The sequence below is a fragment of the Streptomyces sp. NPDC000878 genome (genome assembly GCF_053599695.1).
In genome coordinates this window covers 1-18622 of record NZ_JBSFMT010000082.1, presented here as the reverse complement: position 1 = coordinate 18622, position 18622 = coordinate 1, and the positions used below count along the sequence as shown (strand labels likewise).

General features: G+C 70.3%; 16 protein-coding genes. 2 read left to right on the top strand and 14 right to left on the bottom strand.

Annotated elements, in window-relative coordinates; genetic code table 11:
- Positions 1 to 77 precede the first annotated feature (77 nt).
- Entirely contained in the window at positions 78 to 638 is a 561-nt protein-coding gene (locus tag ACWDR4_RS42465; protein ID WP_450416569.1) for a hypothetical protein, read from the top strand.
- 342 nt (positions 639 to 980) lie between these two features.
- Here the strand turns inward: ACWDR4_RS42465 and ACWDR4_RS42460 are convergent, their stop codons facing one another.
- The 14 genes from ACWDR4_RS42460 to pyrR form a co-directional block, all read right to left on the bottom strand.
- Positions 981 to 3173 carry a primosomal protein N' gene (locus ACWDR4_RS42460; RefSeq protein ID WP_450416568.1) on the bottom strand — a complete coding sequence of 731 codons (2193 nt, stop codon included), beginning with the start codon at positions 3171 to 3173 and terminating at the stop codon, positions 981 to 983.
- Positions 3174 to 3319: 146 nt separating this feature from the next.
- The gene (gene metK / locus ACWDR4_RS42455) at positions 3320 to 4528 is read right to left on the bottom strand and encodes a methionine adenosyltransferase (protein ID WP_389359268.1); all 1209 of its coding nucleotides are present in this window, start codon (positions 4526 to 4528) and stop codon (positions 3320 to 3322) included.
- Between the two features lie 318 nt (positions 4529 to 4846).
- Positions 4847 to 6049 (bottom strand): bifunctional phosphopantothenoylcysteine decarboxylase/phosphopantothenate--cysteine ligase CoaBC, encoded by a 1203-nt coding sequence (coaBC, locus tag ACWDR4_RS42450; RefSeq protein WP_450416567.1) that lies wholly within the window; start codon positions 6047 to 6049, stop codon positions 4847 to 4849.
- A gap of 146 nt (positions 6050 to 6195) precedes the next feature.
- A complete protein-coding gene (gene rpoZ / locus ACWDR4_RS42445) occupies positions 6196 to 6468 on the bottom strand; it encodes a DNA-directed RNA polymerase subunit omega (protein WP_006382157.1) in 273 nt (90 codons plus the stop codon).
- 38 nt (positions 6469 to 6506) lie between these two features.
- Positions 6507 to 7100 (bottom strand): guanylate kinase, encoded by a 594-nt coding sequence (gene gmk / locus ACWDR4_RS42440; protein ID WP_450416565.1) that lies wholly within the window; start codon positions 7098 to 7100, stop codon positions 6507 to 6509.
- Positions 7101 to 7136: 36 nt separating this feature from the next.
- Positions 7137 to 7460 carry an integration host factor gene (locus ACWDR4_RS42435; protein WP_386139248.1) on the bottom strand — a complete coding sequence of 108 codons (324 nt, stop codon included), beginning with the start codon at positions 7458 to 7460 and terminating at the stop codon, positions 7137 to 7139.
- A 276-nt stretch (positions 7461 to 7736) separates the two neighbouring features.
- On the bottom strand, positions 7737 to 8582 hold the full coding sequence (gene pyrF / locus ACWDR4_RS42430; RefSeq protein ID WP_450416563.1) for an orotidine-5'-phosphate decarboxylase: 846 nt from the start codon (positions 8580 to 8582) through the stop codon (positions 7737 to 7739).
- On the bottom strand, positions 8579 to 9688 hold the full coding sequence (locus ACWDR4_RS42425; RefSeq protein ID WP_450416562.1) for a quinone-dependent dihydroorotate dehydrogenase: 1110 nt from the start codon (positions 9686 to 9688) through the stop codon (positions 8579 to 8581). Before ACWDR4_RS42425 ends, pyrF begins: the two co-directional genes overlap by 4 nt.
- Positions 9689 to 9766: 78 nt before the next feature.
- The gene (gene carB, locus ACWDR4_RS42420; RefSeq protein WP_450416560.1) at positions 9767 to 13075 is read right to left on the bottom strand and encodes a carbamoyl-phosphate synthase large subunit; all 3309 of its coding nucleotides are present in this window, start codon (positions 13073 to 13075) and stop codon (positions 9767 to 9769) included.
- Entirely contained in the window at positions 13068 to 14240 is a 1173-nt protein-coding gene (gene carA, locus ACWDR4_RS42415) for a glutamine-hydrolyzing carbamoyl-phosphate synthase small subunit (protein WP_450416558.1), read from the bottom strand. The genes carB and carA overlap by 8 nt, the downstream gene beginning before the upstream one ends.
- Positions 14237 to 14812, bottom strand: coding sequence for a PH-like domain-containing protein (locus ACWDR4_RS42410; RefSeq protein ID WP_450416556.1), 576 nt, complete (start codon positions 14810 to 14812; stop codon positions 14237 to 14239). Before ACWDR4_RS42410 ends, carA begins: the two co-directional genes overlap by 4 nt.
- A complete protein-coding gene (locus tag ACWDR4_RS42405; protein WP_450416554.1) occupies positions 14809 to 16095 on the bottom strand; it encodes a dihydroorotase in 1287 nt (428 codons plus the stop codon). The genes ACWDR4_RS42410 and ACWDR4_RS42405 overlap by 4 nt, the downstream gene beginning before the upstream one ends.
- A gap of 5 nt (positions 16096 to 16100) precedes the next feature.
- The gene (locus tag ACWDR4_RS42400; RefSeq protein ID WP_450416553.1) at positions 16101 to 17078 is read right to left on the bottom strand and encodes an aspartate carbamoyltransferase catalytic subunit; all 978 of its coding nucleotides are present in this window, start codon (positions 17076 to 17078) and stop codon (positions 16101 to 16103) included.
- Between the two features lie 89 nt (positions 17079 to 17167).
- Positions 17168 to 17749 (bottom strand): bifunctional pyr operon transcriptional regulator/uracil phosphoribosyltransferase PyrR, encoded by a 582-nt coding sequence (pyrR, locus tag ACWDR4_RS42395; RefSeq protein WP_389359249.1) that lies wholly within the window; start codon positions 17747 to 17749, stop codon positions 17168 to 17170.
- Between the two features lie 265 nt (positions 17750 to 18014).
- Between pyrR and bldD the strand changes: the two genes are divergently transcribed.
- Positions 18015 to 18515: a transcriptional regulator BldD gene (gene bldD / locus ACWDR4_RS42390; protein ID WP_003956405.1), complete on the top strand. Its 501-nt coding sequence runs from the start codon at positions 18015 to 18017 to the stop codon at positions 18513 to 18515.
- The last annotated feature ends 107 nt before the right edge of the window (positions 18516 to 18622 follow it).

Here is an 18622-nt window from a genome sequence, read left to right as displayed (position 1 = left end):
GTCAAGAAAGAGTTGACCACAGGGGCCGCGCTTCGGACGGCCCGATCCTTTTCAACGCCGGTTCGAGAGGCTTGTTCATGGCCGACCACGCAACCCACGACGCCCAGGCTCGGGCCAGCCTGCACTTGCTGGTGCGGGACATCGAGCGGGTCCGCCGGCAGGTGGACGCACTGCGCACCCTCACCGCCCAGTTGGGCAATGTCTACCGCCCGCGCCGCTCCGGCCCCTCCACGGGCTTCGTCGTCTACGGACGCGCCCCCGCCCCGACCGTCCGCCTCGCCCAGGAACTGCGGGACAGCGTCGAAACCCTGGTCACGGCCGCCGTGGACTTCGACCGCTCACTCGGTTTCTCGTGGGACGCGGTGGGCTCCGCGCTCGGGGTCACCAAGCAGGCCGTCCACCGCCGTTACGGCGCCCGCCGCGCCGCCGCCCAGGCAGCGGCCGACGCCGAGCGCGCCACGGAGACCTCAGGCACCCGCGCGGTAGGCGTAGCCACGGTCACCGGCGTAGGCACCGCCCTCCCCACGGTCCCGACGGTCCCCGCGGCCCGCTCGATGCCGACCCAGCCGACGGCAGGCAGCCCAACCCTGCGCGACGAGGTACGCCCGACGGCCTTCCCGGGCCCCCGAAACGGCTGACCCGAACCACCACCCCACCCCACACCTCTGCCCTCCCGACCGCACCCGGGAGGGCAGAGGCATGCGAGCGCCACGACGCCCTGATCCGACCCACACCTCATATGACGCCGAGCAACCGCAAGCTTTTCAGGGACGCGGCGAACTGCACGCCCTTCGAGACCCCGGGACCGCGGGCCTTTCAGGGGCACGACGAACCGCACGCCCTTGAAGACCCCGGGACCGCAGGTCTTTCAGGGCCGCGGGGAGCCGCATTTCCTTGAAGACACCGGGACCGCAGATCTTTTAGGGGCGCGGGGAACTGCGCGACAAGCCCCACCGGCCCGCAGCCGAAGGACCCACCCCTCACCCAATATCAGGCGGATCAATCCGCACCCACACACTCTCCTCCCCACCCCGCCCCGCCCGAGCCATCCGTGCAGCCTGTGCCGCCTTCAGGGCAGCTGCCAGGGCAGCCCCGCTACCCGGCGGGACCCGGACCAGCGCCCGCTCCCACTGCTCCCCGGGGGGCGGCGCCCCCGCCCGTCGTGGCCGCCCCACCGCAGTCACAGGCAGCGGCACCGGCCCCAGCACCTCGGCGTCGCCCGGCAGTTCGGCCGCGCCAAGGAAGCCGGCGACAGCCTCCGCAGTCCCGGAAACGGACGCCATCCGGGACACCGGCGGAAACCCCAACTCGGCACGCTCCGCCAGCTCCCGCACCGCATGCCCCACGGGATCCCACCGCACCAGCGCCTGCACCGGCCGCAGGGTGGGCTCGGCGACCACGACGACCGTGCCCCCCGGCGCCCCCTCCCCCCGCAGCCCCTGCCCCCGTACGAGCGCCGCGGCGGCCATCCACCGCCGCAACGCGTCCTCCCCGGCGCGCAGATCGGGCCGCCCGAGCATCGCCCAGCCGTCCAGCAGCAGAGCCGCCGCATACCCGCCCTCGGCGACGGGCTCGGCGCCGGGTGTGCTGACGACCAGCGCGGGCGCCCCCGGCACCGTGTCCAGCACATGTTCACGCCCCGACGTCCGCACCGGCACGGCCGGAAACGCCCGCCCCAGTTCCTCGGCGGTCCGCCGGGCGCCCACGATCTGCGCCCGCAGCCGGAACCCGCCGCACTCCGGACAGTGCCAGCCGGTCTCCTCCCGCCCGCACCACACACACCACGGCGCCCCGGCGTCCCGCGCCTCCAACGGCCCGGCACAGTGCCGGCACCGAGCGGGTTCCCGGCAGCGGGCGCAGGCCAGCCGCGGTACGTATCCCCGCCGTGGCACCTGTACCAGCACCGGCCCGTGCTTCAGCCCGTCCCGCACCACCTGCCAGGCGAGGCTCGGCAGCCGTGCGGCCCGGGCGGCCTCGTCCCGGGCGAGATCCCCGTCCCCCACGGTCCGTACGAGCGGAGCGGCCCCCCGCACCTGCTCCCGCCCGGCGACCAGCGGCCGGGCCCAGCCGCTCTCGACAAGCTGCGCGGCCTCCACCGTGCAGCTCCAACTCCCGAGCAGAAAGGCGCACTTGTCCTGCGCGGCCCGCAGCAACAGCACCTCGCGCGCATGCGGCTGCGGGGCGTGCGGCTCGCTGTGGCTGTCGTCCCCGTCGTCCCAGAGCGCGACGAGCCCCAGATCCCGGACGGGCGCGAACATGGCCGCCCGGGTCCCGACCACGGCCCGTACGGCCCCCCGCCGCACGGCGAGCCACTCCCGGTACCGCTTCTCCGGCCCGGCGTCGGCGGTGAGCACGGCGTGCCGCCCCTCCCCCAGCAGGGCGGTCAGCGCAGCGTCGACCCGCGCGACGGCCCGCCCGTCCGGCAGGACGACGAGCGCCCCGCGCCCGGATGCGAGGGTCGCGCCGACGGCCCGCGCCAACTCCCCGCTCCACTCCGGCCCGGGCAGCGCGTTCCACACCGCACGCGGCGCACCCCCGGAGGCGAGCGCCTCAAGAAACGCACCCCCTCGCTCGTACCGCCCCCAGGACCCGGCATCCGGCGCCCCGCCCACGGGCAGAGCCGCCGGAGAGGCCGCCTTCTCGGCCCTGGCGTTCCTCGGGGGCACAGCCAGTTGCAGCACATCGGCGAGGCTCCCGGCGTACCGGTCGGCAACGGCCCGAGCCAGCGAAAGCAATTCCTCACTCAGCACCACCTCGGGGGACACGACCTGTGCCAGCGCGGCCAGCGGCCCCGAGTAGTCGGACTCGGCAAGCCTCTCGACGAGAAACCCGTCGATGAGCCCCCCGCCCTCGCGCCGCCCGTCCCGCACCCGATGCCGCCCGGCCCCGAACCGGACCCGCACCCGCACCCCGGGCTGTGCCTCGGCGTCCAGCTCCTCGGGCACGGCATAGTCGAAGTACCGGTCGAGATGCAGCACACCCTTGTCGACCAGCACCCGCGCGACGGGCAGCTCCTTGGCCAGAGCGGCCCCCCGCCAGGTCCGCGGCTTGGCCCGCGGCGCCTTGGCCTGCCGCACACTCTCCCGAATCAACGCAAGCTGCTCGGGCGGCGCACCGTCGGCACCCCGGGCCTCGTCGGCCCCGCCACTCCCCTGCCCGTTCTCGCTGCTCACGCTTGCATTTTTACCAAACACCACTGACAACGGGCGGCGCCCGAACTCCCGGTACGAGCCCCACGAACCCGCACCCGGAGACAAACACGCCGAAGCCCGGCGCCCCTACGGGACACCGGGCCTCAACAACCAAGCAGTTACCGGCCCTACAGGCCCACGGCCTTCCGCAGCGCCTCCACCCGGTCCGTCCGCTCCCACGTGAAGTCGGGCAGCTCACGGCCGAAGTGACCGTACGCCGCCGTCTGGGCGTAGATCGGGCGGAGCAGGTCGAGGTCGCGGATGATCGCGGCCGGGCGAAGGTCGAAGACCGTCGTGATCGCGGCCTCGATCTTCTCGGCGTCGACCTTGGCCGTGCCGAAGGTCTCCACGAACAGGCCGACCGGCTCGGCCTTGCCGATCGCGTACGCGACCTGGACCTCGCAGCGCGAGGCGAGGCCCGCGGCGACGACGTTCTTCGCGACCCAGCGCATCGCGTAGGCCGCGGAGCGGTCGACCTTGGACGGGTCCTTGCCGGAGAAGGCACCGCCACCGTGGCGGGCCATGCCGCCGTAGGTGTCGATGATGATCTTGCGGCCGGTGAGGCCCGCGTCGCCCATCGGGCCGCCGATCTCGAAGCGGCCGGTGGGGTTGACCAGCAGGCGGTAGCCCTCGGTCTCCAGCTTGATGCCGTCGTCGAGGAGCGCCTTCAGCTCGACCTCGACCACGAACTCGCGGATGTCGGGGGCGAGCAGGGAGTCCAGGTCGATGTCGCTCGCGTGCTGCGAGGAGACGACGACGGTGTCCAGACGGACCGCCTTGTCGCCGTCGTACTCGATGGTGACCTGGGTCTTGCCGTCGGGGCGCAGGTACGGGATCGTCCCGTTCTTGCGGACCTCGGACAGGCGGCGCGAGAGACGGTGCGCGAGGTGGATCGGGAGCGGCATCAACTCCGGGGTCTCGTCCGTCGCGTAGCCGAACATCAGGCCCTGGTCGCCGGCGCCCTGCTTGTCGAGCTCGTCCTCATCGCCTTCGACGCGGTTCTCGTACGCCGTGTCCACGCCCTGCGCGATGTCCGGCGACTGCGAGCCGATCGACACCGACACACCGCAGGAGGCGCCGTCGAAGCCCTTCTTCGAGGAGTCGTAACCGATCTCCAGGATCTTGTCGCGCACCAGTTGCGGGATGGGCGCGTAGGCCTTGGTGGTGACCTCGCCGGCCACATGTACCAGGCCGGTGGTGATCAGCGTCTCGACGGCGACGCGGGACGTGGGGTCTTCGCGCAGAAGCGCGTCGAGAATGGTGTCGCTGATCTGGTCAGCGATCTTGTCGGGGTGACCTTCGGTCACGGACTCCGAGGTGAAAAGGCGACGGGACACAACGCTCCCTGTGGTTGCAGCGGCTGCTGGCTGATCATTGGCGGACGGCTCGGGAGCTGCGCCCGGTGCCGTCCAAGAACAGTTTATCGGTCGCACTCGGCCAACGGCCCCTCCGTCTCGCCTCTCGGAAGCGCTGTGACCTGCGGCACGGGCATTCTGCCCAATCATGAGGGCTGTACGCCAGGGTCGCCACGTCCCGAAGTGCGAGGTGGGAGGGGCAGTCGAGGGGATACAGGCGGATACGGAGGGACACGAGGGATCTGTGCGATCCGCGCCGCCCGAATGAACCAGTCCCTTGAAGCCAGTCACTTGAACCAGTCACTTCAGGCGACCGGCGACCAGATCCCACACTATGTCGGCCAACGCCTCCTTCGGCCCGTGCGGCACCGGGGTCTCGCTGCCGTCGGCACCCAGCACGACGGCCTCGTTCTCCTCGGAACCGAAGGTTCGGCGCTCCCCCACCTCGTTCACGACCAGCAGGTCGCATCCCTTGCGCCGCAGCTTCGTACGGCCGTTGGCGAGGACGTCGTCCGTCTCGGCCGCGAAGCCGACGACCACCTGGCCGGCTCTGGCGCGGTCGGCCGAGATCTCCGCGAGAATGTCCGGATTCCGGACCAGGACGACGGGCTCCGGGTCCGCACCGTCCTTTTTCTTGATCTTTCCGGCCGCGTAGACCGCCGGGCGGAAGTCGGCGACCGCTGCGGCCATCACCACGGCGTCGGCGTCCCCGACCGCCTTCAGCACGGCCTCGCGCAGTTGGACGGCGGTCCCCACGGGTACGACGTCCACCCCCGCCGGGTCCGGCAGGCCGGTGTTCGCGGCGATCAGGGTGACCCTGGCGCCCCGCGCGGCGGCCGTCCGGGCGAGGGCGTATCCCTGTTTGCCGGAGGAGCGGTTGCCGAGGAAGCGGACGGGGTCGAGGGGTTCGCGGGTGCCGCCGGCGCTGACGACGACGTGTCGGCCGACCAGGTCGGGTTCCGTCACCCCCCGGGCCAGCACACGGCGGCACACCTCGAAGATCTCGGCCGGTTCGGGCAGCCGCCCCTTGCCCGTGTCGACGCCGGTCAGGCGCCCTACGGCCGGTTCGATGACGAGGGCGCCACGGCGGCGCAGTGTCGCCACGTTCTCCTGGGTGGCCGGGTTTTCCCACATCTCCGTGTGCATGGCGGGGGCGAAGACGACGGGACACCGGGCGGTGAGGAGGGTGTTGGTCAGCAGGTCGTCGGCGAGGCCGTGGGCCGCCTTCGCGAGCATGTCGGCCGTCGCCGGGGCCACGATCACCAGGTCGGCCTGCTGGCCGATGCGGACGTGCGGGACCTCCTGGACGTCGTCCCAGACCTCCGTCGAGACGGGGTGGCCGGAGAGCGCGGACCAGGTGGCGGCGCCGACGAAGTGCAGGGCCGAGGCGGTGGGCACGACCCGGACGTCGTGCCCCGACTCCGTCAGTCTCCGCAGCAGCTCACAGGCCTTGTACGCGGCGATACCCCCGCTGACCCCCAGTACGACCTTCGGCTTGCCCACCGGGCCTCCCCTGACTCGATACGCGACTCGACGCACAACTCGGCACCCGTACACCGCGGCTCCCCGGCGTACGCGTCTATGACACACCACAGGCCCGACAGTCGCGCTGTCGGGCCTGTGGATAAGTGAACCGAAAGTTGAAAATACTACTGCGCGGGGCCCTCAACGGCCTCGGACGTCAGCAGACCCGCGTTGATCTCACGCAGGGCGATCGAGAGCGGCTTCTCGTGGACGTGGGTGTCGACCAGCGGACCGACGTACTCAAGGAGGCCCTCGCCGAGCTGCGAGTAGTACGCGTTGATCTGGCGGGCACGCTTGGCCGCGTAGATCACCAGGCTGTACTTCGAGTCGGTGGCTTCGAGGAGCTCGTCGATCGGAGGGTTGATGATGCCCTCGGGCGTGGAGATGGAAGAGGACACGCTCTGCCTTCCGAAAGGTGGGATGGGATCGAAAACGATCACACAACTTCCATCAAGGCTAGCAGCTCGCGCGCTACATCCTCGACGGAGGTGTTGACCAGGGTCTCGTCGAACTCCGGCTCGGCAGCCAGTTCGATCTTGGCCGCGTCCAGGCGGCGTTCGATCACCTCGGGCGGTTCGGTGCCCCGCCCGGTCAGTCGGCGCACCAGCTCCTCCCAGGAGGGAGGAGCCAGGAACACCAGCAGGGCGTCAGCCATGGACTCACGGACCTGCCGGGCGCCCTGGAGGTCGATCTCCAGGAGGACCGACTCGCCGGACTCCAGTCGCTCCAGCACGGCCGCACGCGGCGTGCCGTAACGGTTGCCGGCGAATTCGGCCCACTCGAGAAGCTCGCCATTGGCGATCAGCTTGTCCATCTCCTCGTCGGTGACGAAGAAGTAGTGGACGCCGTGCTTCTCGCCGGGGCGTGGCCTGCGGGTCGTCGCCGACACCGAGAGCCAGACCTCGGGGTGTGCCTTGCGCATATGGGCGACGACCGTGCTCTTGCCGACCCCCGAAGGGCCGGAGAGCACGGTCAGCCGCGGACGTACGTCCGGGGGCTCGGGGGTCGTCCCCCGGAATGTTGCAGCCATGCGGCGATTATTCCAGGAATCCCGGGGTGCCAGGACTCAGGAGCCGGTGCTGCCGAACTCGCGCTCCAGGGAGGCGATCTGGTTGGACCCGAGGCCTCGCACTCGGCGGCTCTCGGAGATACCGAGTCGCTCCATGATCTGCTTGGCGCGGACCTTGCCCACGCCCGGAAGCGATTCGAGCAGGGCGGAGACCTTCATCTTGCCGATGACGTCGTTCTCCTGGCCCGACTTGATGACCTCGTGAAGGGAGGCGCCGGAGTGCTTGAGTCGATTCTTGACCTCGGCCCGCTCCCGGCGAGCCGCGGCGGCCTTTTCGAGCGCGGCTGCGCGCTGTTCAGGGGTAAGGGGCGGAAGAGCCACGCCTACGTCACCTCGGATGTCGAACTGTCGGATACGGACCGGTGAGGAAGCTGGTTGCCCCTCACCTGGTGAGCTACGAACAACACACTCGCTCGTTGGCTCTGGTCGGAGACTAGCGGCCAAGGCCGCCAGAGTCAGCGAGAACAGCGGAAAAGTCCTGGTCAGCCTTCGGCAGGTCGGATATTTCAGGCATACTGCCCCTGATTTGAGAAAGTATTCAGTCTCAAGGCGGCCCGGAGCCACTCATCGGAGGACTCCGCCGAACTGTGCGAATGCTCAGGTCGCGGCCACTGCGGCCCGGATCTCGTCGGCGAACCGGTCCGACGCGTCCCGCAGCGCGACGAGTTCGGGACCGTGACGCAGAACACCTCGGCTGATGTTCGGAACCACGTTGCACAGGGCAGCCCCGAACACCCCGGGAAGGTCGGCCGGGCTCGCCCCCTGGGCACCGACTCCGGGTGCCAGGAGAGGTCCGTTGATGTCGAGGTCGTAGGACGAGAGGTCACCGAGCGTGGCCCCGACGACCGCGCCGAAGGAACCCATGGGCCGCTCCCCCGCGTTCTCCGCGGCGAGGTACGCCAGCATGGTCGCGCCGACGTTCAGCCCGTCCTCGCGGACCGCGTGCTGCACCTGGCCGCCCTCGGGGTTTGAGGTCAGCGCCAGCACGAACAGGCCGGCGCCGCTCTCCCGTGCCAGATCGACGGCCGGCTTCAGCGAGCCGTAGCCGAGATACGGCGAGACGGTGAGCGCGTCCGAGAACAGCGGGGCGCCCTTCTCCAGGAAGGCGGCGGCGTACGCGGCCATGGTGGAGCCGATGTCACCGCGCTTGGCGTCCATCACGACCAGGGCACCGGCCTCCCGCGCCTCCTGGACCGTCTTCTCCAGTACGGCGACCCCGCGCGACCCGAACCGCTCGAAGAACGCGCTCTGCGGCTTGAGCACCGCGACCCGCCCGGCCAGCGCCTCGACGACGGTACGGCTGAACCGCTCCAGGCCGACGACGTCGTCGTTCAGCCCCCAGTCGAGGAGCAGCGAGGAGTGCGGGTCGATGCCGACGCAGAGCGGCCCACGCTCGTCCATGGCGCGCCGCAGCCGGGCGCCGAAGGGTTCCAGAACCGTCATGCCGTCTTCTTCCTGACGTCGGCGCCGACCGCGTCGGCGAGCGTGGCGTACGGGCTCGTACGGAGGCGGGCGGCGAGCCCCTTGTGGATGGCCCGGCCCCAGAAGGGGCCCTCGTAGACGAAGGCGCTGTAGCCCTGTACGAGGGTGGCACCGGCGAGGATGCGCTGCCAGGCGTCCTCGGCGTTCTCGACGCCGCCGACGCCCACCAGGGTGATCCGGTCGCCCACGCGCGCGTAGAGGCGGCGCAGCACCTCCAGGGAGCGCGCCTTCAGGGGTGCGCCGGAGAGGCCGCCGGTCTCCTTCACCAGGGTGGGGTCGGAGGCCAGGCCGAGTCCCTCGCGCGCGATGGTGGTGTTCGTGGCGATGATCCCGTCCAGGCCCAGCTCGACGGCGAGGTCGGCGACTGCGTCCACGTCCTCGTCGGCGAGGTCGGGCGCGATCTTCACCAGCAGCGGGACACGGCGCGAGGTCACCGTACGGTCGGCGGCCTCGCGGACGGCGCTGAGCAGCGGGCGCAGCGCCTCGGTGGCCTGGAGGTTGCGCAGGCCGGGCGTGTTGGGCGAGCTGACGTTGACGACGAGGTAGTCGGCGTACGCGGCGAGCCGCTCGGTCGACTTCACGTAGTCGGCGACGGCCTCGTCCTCGGGGACGACCTTGGTCTTGCCGATGTTGACGCCGACGACGGTCCGGAAGACCGCCTCACGGCTCTCCAGACGGGCCGCCACGGCCAGCGAACCCTCGTTGTTGAACCCCATGCGGTTGATGAGCGCGCGGTCCAGCACAAGGCGGAACAGCCGCTTCTTGGGGTTGCCGGGCTGCGGCTCGCCCGTGACGGTGCCGATCTCGACGTGGTCGAAGCCGAGCATCGACATCCCGTCGATCGCGACCGCGTTCTTGTCGAAGCCGGCCGCGAGCCCGAAGGGCCCGTGCATCCGCAGCCCGAAGGCCTCGGTACGCAGTTCCTCGTACCGGGGCGCGAGGGCGGCGGCGACGAAGGTCCGCAGGACGGGGACGCGCACGGCGAGGCGGATCCAGCGGAAGGCCAGGTAATGGGCCTTTTCGGGGTCCATCCGTGTGAAGACCAGACGGAAGAAAAGCTTGTACATGGGCATGTCCTCGAAACAGCCTCTCTAGGAGGCCTCATGAAGAGGGGGACACCGTTTCCGGTGTCCCCCTCAGGGCTGCTAGTCGCGGGCCGCGGTCAGATGTTCGGCGTGTTCCTGGAGTGAACGCACGCCCACGTCACCGTGGTTGAGGGCGTCGATGCCCTGGACGGCCGCGGCGAGCGCCTGGACGGTCGTCAGGCACGGCACCGAGCGCGCCACGGCCGCCGTACGGATCTCGTAGCCGTCGAGGCGGCCTCCGGTGCCGTACGGGGTGTTGACGATGAGGTCGACCTCGCCGTCGTGGATGAGCTGGACGATGGTCTTCTCACCGTTCGGACCGGTGCCCTCGTTCTGCTTGCGGACGACCTTCGCGTTGAGGCCGTTGCGCCTCAGGACCTCGGCCGTGCCGGAGGTGGCGAGCAGCTCGAAGCCGTGGGCGACCAGTTCACGCGCCGGGAAGATCATCGAACGCTTGTCCCGGTTGGCGACCGAGATGAAGGCGCGCCCCTTGGTCGGCAGCGGGCCGTAGGCCCCCGCCTGCGACTTGGCGTACGCCGTGCCGAAGACGGAGTCGATGCCCATGACCTCGCCGGTGGACCGCATCTCGGGGCCGAGCACGGTGTCGACGCCCCGCCCGGACGTGTCCCGGAAGCGGTTCCAGGGCATGACGGCCTCCTTGACGGAGATCGGCGCGTCCAGCGGCAGTTCGCCGCCGTCACCGGTCGCCGGCAGCAGTCCCTCGGCCCGCAGTTCGGCGACGGTCGCGCCGAGCGAGATCCGGGCGGCAGCCTTCGCGAGCGGCACCGCGGTCGCCTTCGAGGTGAAGGGGACGGTACGGGACGCGCGCGGGTTGGCCTCCAGGACGTAGAGGATGTCGCCGGCCAGCGCGAACTGGATGTTGATCAGACCGCGGACGCCCACCCCGCGCGCGATGGCCTCGGTCGAGGCCCGCAGCCGCTTGATGTCGAAGCCGCCGAGTGTGATCGGGGGCAGGGCGCACGCCGAGTCGCCGGAGTGGATGCCGGCCTCCTCGATGTGCTCCATGACGCCGCCGAGGTACAGCTCCTCGCCGTCGTACAGCGCGTCGACGTCGATCTCGATCGCGTCGTCGAGGAAGCGGTCGACCAGGACCGGCCGGGAGGGGCTGATCTCGGTCGACTCGGCGATGTAGGACGACAGCCGGGTCTCGTCGTACACGATCTCCATGCCGCGTCCGCCGAGGACGTACGACGGGCGTACGAGGACCGGGTAGCCGATCTCGTCGGCGATGGCCTTGGCCTCGGCGAAAGTGGTCGCCGTGCCGTGCTTGGGGGCCGGGAGGCCCGCCTCCGCGAGGACGCGGCCGAAGGCGCCCCGGTCCTCGGCGGCGTGGATGGCCTCGGGCGGGGTGCCCACGACCGGTACGCCGTTGTCCTTGAGGGCCTGCGCGAGGCCCAGCGGGGTCTGGCCGCCGAGCTGGACGATCACGCCCGCGATCGGGCCGGCCAGGGACTCCGCGTGGACGATCTCCAGCACGTCTTCGAGCGTCAGCGGCTCGAAGTACAGGCGGTCGGAGGTGTCGTAGTCCGTGGAGACGGTCTCGGGGTTGCAGTTGACCATCACGGTCTCGTAGCCGGCGTCGCTCAGCGCGAAGGAGGCGTGGACGCAGGAGTAGTCGAACTCGATGCCCTGGCCGATGCGGTTGGGGCCGGAGCCGAGGATGATGACGGCCGGCTTCTCCCGGCTCGCCACCTCGGTCTCCTCGTCGTACGAGGAGTAGAAGTACGGCGTCTTGGCCGCGAACTCGGCGGCGCAGGTGTCGACCGTCTTGTACACGGGGCGCACGCCCAGCGCGTGCCGCACCTCGCGCACGACGTCCTCGCGCAGGCCCCGGATCTCGCCGATCTGCTGGTCGGAGAAGCCGTGCCGCTTGGCCTCGGCCAGGAGTTCGGGGTTCAGCCGCTCCGCCTCGGCCAGCTCGTCCGCGATCTCCTTGATCAGGAACAGCTGGTCGACGAACCACGGGTCGATCTTCGTGGCGTCGAAGACCTCCTCGGGCGTGGCGCCCGCGCGGATGGCCTGCATGACGGTGTTGATGCGCCCGTCGGTCGGCCGGACGGCCTCGGCCAGCAGCTCGGCCTTGTCGCCGGGCTCGCCGACGAAGGTGAACTGGCTGCCCTTCTTCTCCAGCGACCGCAGCGCCTTCTGGAGGGCCTCGGTGAAGTTGCGGCCGATGGCCATGGCCTCGCCGACCGACTTCATGGTGGTCGTCAGCGTGGAGTCGGCGCTCGGGAACTTCTCGAAGGCGAACCGCGGGGCCTTCACGACGACGTAGTCGAGCGTCGGTTCGAAGGAGGCCGGGGTCTTCTCCGTGATGTCGTTCGGGATCTCGTCGAGGGTGTAGCCGACGGCCAGCTTGGCGGCGATCTTGGCGATCGGGAAGCCGGTCGCCTTCGACGCGAGGGCCGAGGAACGCGACACACGCGGGTTCATCTCGATGACGATGATGCGGCCGTCGTCCGGGTTGACCGCGAACTGGATGTTGCAGCCACCGGTGTCGACGCCGACCTCGCGGATGATCGCGATGCCGATGTCGCGCAGGCGCTGGTACTCGCGGTCGGTCAGCGTCATCGAGGGCGCCACGGTGATCGAGTCACCGGTGTGCACGCCCATGGGGTCGAAGTTCTCGATGGAACAGACGACGACGACGTTGTCGTTCTTGTCGCGCATCAGCTCCAGCTCGTACTCCTTCCAGCCGAGGATGGACTCCTCCAGGAGCACCTCGGTGGTGGGAGACAGGGTCAGGCCCTGGCCGGCGATGCGGCGCAGCTCCTCCTCGTCGTGCGCGAAGCCGGAGCCGGCGCCGCCCATGGTGAAGGAGGGCCGGACGACGACGGGGTAGCCGCCGAGCGTCTCGACGCCCGCGATGACGTCGTCCATGGTGTGGCAGATGACCGAGCGGGCGGACTCGCCGTGCCCGATCTTCGCGCGGACGGCCTCGACGACGCCCTTGAAGAGGTCGCGGTCCTCGCCCTTGTTGATCGCCTCGACGTTGGCGCCGATCAGCTCGACGCCGTACTTCTCCAGCACACCCTGCTCGTGCATGGAGATCGCGGTGTTCAGGGCCGTCTGGCCGCCCAGGGTGGGCAGGAGGGCGTCCGGGCGCTCCTTGGCGATGATCTTCTCGACGAACTCCGGGGTGATCGGCTCGACGTAGGTGGCGTCGGCGATCTCCGGGTCGGTCATGATCGTCGCCGGGTTGGAGTTGACCAGGATGACCCTGAGCCCCTCGGCGCGCAGGATGCGGCACGCCTGGGTGCCGGAGTAGTCGAACTCGGCGGCCTGCCCGATGACGATCGGGCCGGAGCCGATGACCAGGACGGACTGGATATCGGTGCGCTTAGGCACGCTGGCCCTCCATCAGGACTGTGTCCATCAAGGACGTGAAGCGGTCGAACAGGTAGGCGGCGTCATGCGGACCCGCTGCCGCTTCGGGGTGGTACTGGACACTGAACGCGGGCCGGTCGAGCAGTTGGAGCCCTTCCACGACCTGGTCGTTCAGACAGACGTGCGAGACCTCGGCGCGCCCGAACGGCGTCTCGGAGACCTTGTCGAGCGGCGCGTCCACGGCGAAGCCGTGGTTGTGTGCGGTGACCTCGACCTTGCCGGTCGTACGGTCCTGCACGGGCTGGTTGATGCCCCGGTGGCCGTACTTCAGCTTGTACGTGCCGAAGCCGAGCGCCCGTCCCAGGATCTGGTTGCCGAAGCAGATGCCGAAGAGCGGCGTACCGCGCTCCAGGACGGCTTGCATGACGGAGACAGGGTGGTCGGCGGTCGCGGGGTCACCGGGTCCGTTGGAGAAGAAGACTCCGTCGGGATTGACGGCGTACACGTCCTCCACGGTCGCCGTGGCGGGCAGCACGTGCACCTCGATGCCGCGCTCGGCCATCCGGTGCGGGGTCATGCCCTTGATGCCGAGGTCGACGGCGGCGACGGTGTACTTCTTGGTGCCGATCGCGGGGACGACGTACGCCTCCTTGGTGGCGACTTCGGCGGAGAGGTCGGCACCCGTCATCTCGGGGGCCTGGCGCACCTCGGCGAGCATGGTGCCCTCGTCGGGCAGCGCGTTGCCGGAGAAGATGCCGACGCGCATGGCACCGCGCTCGCGCAGATGACGCGTCAACGCGCGCGTGTCGATGCCGGAGATGCCGACGACGCCCTGCGCCCGGAGCTCGTCGTCCAGGGAGCGCCGGGAGCGCCAGTTGGAGGGCACGCGCGCGGGGTCCCGTACGACATAGCCCGCGACCCAGATGCGCTGCGACTCGGGGTCCTCGTCGTTGACGCCGGTGTTGCCGATGTGCGGAGCGGTCATCACGACCACCTGACGGTGGTACGACGGGTCGGTGAGGGTCTCCTGGTAGCCGGTCATACCGGTCGAGAAGACGGCCTCTCCGAAGGTCACCCCCACGGCCCCGTAGGCACGGCCGCGGAAGATCCGGCCGTCCTCCAGGACGAGTACGGCGGGAGCCGCCTTGTGCCTCTGTGAGGCGGCTCCCTTGATGGAGGTCGTCATCGTGCGCCTTCCGTTTCCGTCTTGTTGATCATCTGGTTCAGGGTGCGGACCCATTCGTTGTGCTCGGCCGCGGTGTCGGAGCGGAACCCGGAGTCGATCAGCCGTTGGCCGTGCGCCCAGGTGACGACCAGCAGGCCGCCCTCGGTGAGGACCTTGCCCGCGATGCCCTTGTCGAGCCGGGCCTCGCGCAGGGCCTCCAGGGGGACGAAGAAGTCGGCCGCCCCGGGGCGTACGACGTCCAGTCCCGCGTCCGTCAGCGTCAGCTCGACCCGGCTGCGGCTGCCGAGGCCGTGCGCCACGATGCGGTCCAGCCACTGCCCCGCGGTGGTGGAGCCGTGGTAGCGCCCGCTCATCGTCAGTCTCGCCTCGCCGGGCTCATCGGGCGCGGCGGGCAGCTCGGGCAGGTCGCCCTGGAGCGTGCCGCGCCACTTCCAGCCCTCGCGCATCAGCCAGTAGATGAGCGCGACGAAGAGCGCGAGCCCGACCAGCCAGCCCACGCGGGCGGCCCAGTCGGTCACCTCGGCCGACTTCTGTTCGGCGGCGATGTAGGTCAAATCCGGCAGTGATGTCACGCGAGCTTCCCGTCGACGAGCGTGGCCTTGCCCCGGAGCCACGTGTGCGTGACACGGCCCGGCAGCTCACGGCCCTCGTACGGGGTGTTGCGGCTGCGGGAGGCGAAGCCCGCGGGGTCCACGGACCCACGGTATGCCGTGTCGACGAGCGTGAGGTTGGCGGGCTCACCTGCCGAGACGGGGCGGCCGTGGCCCGTCGCCCGCCCGATGCGCGCGGGGGCGAAGGACATACGGTCGGCGACGGTCGCCCAGTCCAGCAGTCCGGTGTCCACCATCGTCTCCTGGACCACTGACAACGCGGTCTCCAGACCGACCATGCCCATGGCGGCGGCGGCCCACTCGCAGTCCTTGTCCTCGTGCGGGTGCGGGGCGTGGTCGGTGGCGACGATGTCGATCGTGCCGTCGGCGAGCGCCTCGCGCAGGGCCAGCACATCGCGCTCGGTGCGCAGCGGCGGGTTGACCTTGTAGACCGGGTTGTACGTCCGGGCCAGCTCGTCGGTGAGGAGGAGGTGGTGCGGGGTGACCTCGGCGGTGACGTCAATGCCGCGGGACTTGGCCCAGCGGACGATCTCGACGGACCCGGCGGTCGAGAGGTGGCAGATGTGGACGCGGGAGCCGACGTGCTCGGCGAGCAGGACGTCCCGGGCGATGATCGACTCCTCGGCGACGGCGGGCCAGCCCCCGAGCCCCAGCTCGGCCGAGACGACACCCTCGTTCATCTGGGCGCCCTCGGTCAGCCGCGGCTCCTGCGCGTGCTGGGCGACGACCCCGCCGAAGGCCTTCACGTACTCCAGCGCCCGGCGCATGATCACGGCGTCGTCGACGCACTTGCCGTCGTCGGAGAAGACGGTGACACCGGCGGCCGACTCGTGCATGGCGCCCAGTTCGGCGAGCTTCTTGCCCTCCAGGCCGACGGTGACGGCCCCGATGGGCTGGACGTCGCAGTAGCCGTGCTCCTGCCCGAGCCGGTAGACCTGCTCGACCACACCGGCGGTGTCGGCGACCGGGAAGGTGTTGGCCATGGCGAACACGGCCGTGAAACCGCCGCTCGCCGCCGCCCGGGTCCCGGTCAGCACGGTCTCGGAGTCCTCGCGCCCCGGCTCCCGCAGATGCGTGTGCAGGTCGACGAGCCCCGGCAGCAGCACCTTGCCCTCGGCCTCGACGACCTCGGCGCCCTCCTCGGACAGCCCGGCACCGACCGCGGCGATGGTCTCGCCGTCGATCAGCACGTCCTGCGGCTCGCCGCCGAGCACCCGCGCACCACGAATAAGGATCTTGCCCATGTGTCTTACTTCTCCTCGGTACGGGTGTGGGTGACGGCGGGTTCGTTGCCGCCGAGCAGCAGATAGAGCACGGCCATCCGGATGGAGACACCATTGGCGACCTGCTCGATCGCCGTGCAGCGCTCGGAGTCGGCGACCTCGGCGGTGATCTCCATACCGCGGACCATCGGCCCGGGGTGCATCACGATGGCGTGCTCGGGCATCTTGGCCATGCGGTCGCCGTCTAGGCCGTAGCGCCGCGAGTACTCGCGCTCGGTCGGGAAGAACGCGGCGTTCATACGCTCGCGCTGCACGCGCAGCAGCATCACCGCGTCGGACTTCGGAAGGGTGCTGTCCAGGTCGTACGAGACCTCGCAGGGCCAGTTCTCGACGCCGACCGGCACCAGGGTCGGCGGGGCGACCAGGGTGACCTCGGCGCCGAGGGTGTGCAGCAGGTCGACGTTGGAGCGGGCGACACGGCTGTGCAGGATGTCGCCGACCAGGGTGATCCGCTTGCCGGCGAGGTCCTGGCCGATGCCCGCGTCCCGGCCGACGAGCCGGCGGCGCATGGTGAAGGCGTCGAGCAGGGCCTGCGTGGGGTGCTGGTGGGTGCCGTCACCGGCGTTGATGACGACCGCGTCGATCCAGCCGGAGGTGGCGAGCCGGTACGGGGCCCCGGAGGCGCCGTGCCGGATGACGACCGCGTCGACGCCCATGGCTTCGAGGGTCTGGGCGGTGTCCTTCAGGGACTCTCCCTTGGAGACGCTCGACCCCTTGGCGGTGAAGTTGATGACGTCCGCGGAGAGGCGCTTCTCGGCGGCCTCGAAGGAGATCCGGGTCCGCGTCGAGTCCTCGAAGAAGAGGTTGACGACGGTACGGCCGCGCAGGGTCGGCAGTTTCTTGATCGGCCGGTCGGCGACCCGGGCCATCTCCTCGGCGGTGTCGAGGATCAGGACGGCGTCGTCGCGGGTGAGGTCGGCGGCCGAGATGAGATGACGCTGCATCTTTCAGGCTCCGTAAGGAAGTTCAGGAGATTCCGGGCAGGCAGGGGCATCGCGAAGGTGCGTACGGCGCGGGGCCGCACGCGCGCGTGCTACTGCTGGGCGGTCCGCTTCACACCGAGCAGCACGGTGTCCCGACCGTCCTCCTCGGCGAGCTGGACCTTGACCGTCTCCCGCAACGACGTGGGGAGGTTCTTGCCGACGTAGTCGGCGCGGATGGGCAGTTCGCGGTGGCCTCGGTCGACGAGGACCGCGAGCTGCACCGCGCGCGGGCGCCCGATGTCGTTCAGGGCGTCGAGGGCGGCGCGGATGGTGCGGCCGGAGAAGAGCACGTCGTCGACGAGGACGACCAGTCTGCCGTCGAGGCCGTCGCCGGGGATGTCGGTGCGGGCCAGCGCGCGCGGCGGGTGCATGCGCAGGTCGTCGCGGTACATGGTGATGTCGAGGGAGCCGACCGGGATCTTGCGGTCGGTGATCTCCGCGAGCTTGGCGGCGAGCCGCTGGGCGAGGAAGACGCCCCGGGTCGGGATGCCGAGGAGCACCACGTCGTCGGCGCCCTTGGCGCGTTCGACGATCTCGTGGGCGATGCGGGTCAGCACCCGCGCGATGTCGGGGGCTTCCAGAACGGGCCGTGCGTCGGCCTCGTACTGCTGCTTGTCCTGCTCAGAGTCCATAGGAAACGGACCTCCTTCTCCGCCTCACAGGACGGATCATTAAAGGACGTCGGAATTGCGCCAACCACGGTACCAGTCCGCGCAACATCCCTGTTCACCCCACTGGCGCCATACGTCACCCGTCTGCCGTAACCGCATGTCGCCCACCGTGGAAGACCCGGGCCGGACCGTTCGGCTTGACGGGGAAGAGTAACGCTGCGTAACCTCACAGTGAGTCACCAGCCGCGCGGCTCGTCCGCACGTCGACACTGTGTCCGGGAGCTATATGTCCAGCGAATACGCCAAACAGCTCGGGGCCAAGCTCCGGGCGATCCGCACCCAGCAGGGCCTTTCCCTCCACGGTGTCGAGGAGAAGTCCCAGGGACGCTGGAAGGCGGTCGTGGTCGGTTCGTACGAGCGCGGCGATCGTGCCGTGACCGTACAGCGCCTCGCCGAGCTGGCGGATTTCTACGGGGTTCCGGTGCAGGAGCTGCTGCCGGGCACCACGCCGGGCGGGGCCGCCGAGCCGCCGCCGAAGCTCGTCCTCGACCTTGAGCGGCTGGCCCATGTGCCGGCCGAGAAGGCGGGGCCCCTGCAGCGCTACGCCGCGACGATCCAGTCCCAGCGCGGCGACTACAACGGCAAGGTGCTGTCGATCCGCCAGGACGACCTGCGCACCCTCGCCGTCATCTACGACCAGTCGCCCTCGGTCCTGACCGAGCAGTTGATCAGCTGGGGCGTCCTGGACGCGGACGCGCGCCGCGCCGTCTCCCACGAGGAGAGCTGACCCGACGGCTTTCAGCCGTTGAGCAGAAACGTGCCGCCGGGGTGGCCGGAACCTATGGGTTCGAGATCAGCGAGGTCACCAACACCCCGAGCGCGGTGGTCAACAAC

Coding starts and splice junctions, on each gene's coding strand:
- ACWDR4_RS42465 (WP_450416569.1), top strand. CDS start 78: ATGGCCGACCACGCAACCCACGACGCCCAGGCTCGGGCCAGCCTGCAC.
- gmk (WP_450416565.1), bottom strand. CDS start 7,100: ATGGCTGCAACATTCCGGGGGACGACCCCCGAGCCCCCGGACGTACGT.
- pyrF (WP_450416563.1), bottom strand. CDS start 8,582: ATGACGGTTCTGGAACCCTTCGGCGCCCGGCTGCGGCGCGCCATGGAC.
- ACWDR4_RS42425 (WP_450416562.1), bottom strand. CDS start 9,688: ATGTACAAGCTTTTCTTCCGTCTGGTCTTCACACGGATGGACCCCGAA.
- carA (WP_450416558.1), bottom strand. CDS start 14,240: ATGACGACCTCCATCAAGGGAGCCGCCTCACAGAGGCACAAGGCGGCT.
- ACWDR4_RS42405 (WP_450416554.1), bottom strand. CDS start 16,095: ATGGGCAAGATCCTTATTCGTGGTGCGCGGGTGCTCGGCGGCGAGCCG.
- ACWDR4_RS42400 (WP_450416553.1), bottom strand. CDS start 17,078: ATGCAGCGTCATCTCATCTCGGCCGCCGACCTCACCCGCGACGACGCC.
- pyrR (WP_389359249.1), bottom strand. CDS start 17,749: ATGGACTCTGAGCAGGACAAGCAGCAGTACGAGGCCGACGCACGGCCC.
- bldD (WP_003956405.1), top strand. CDS start 18,015: ATGTCCAGCGAATACGCCAAACAGCTCGGGGCCAAGCTCCGGGCGATC.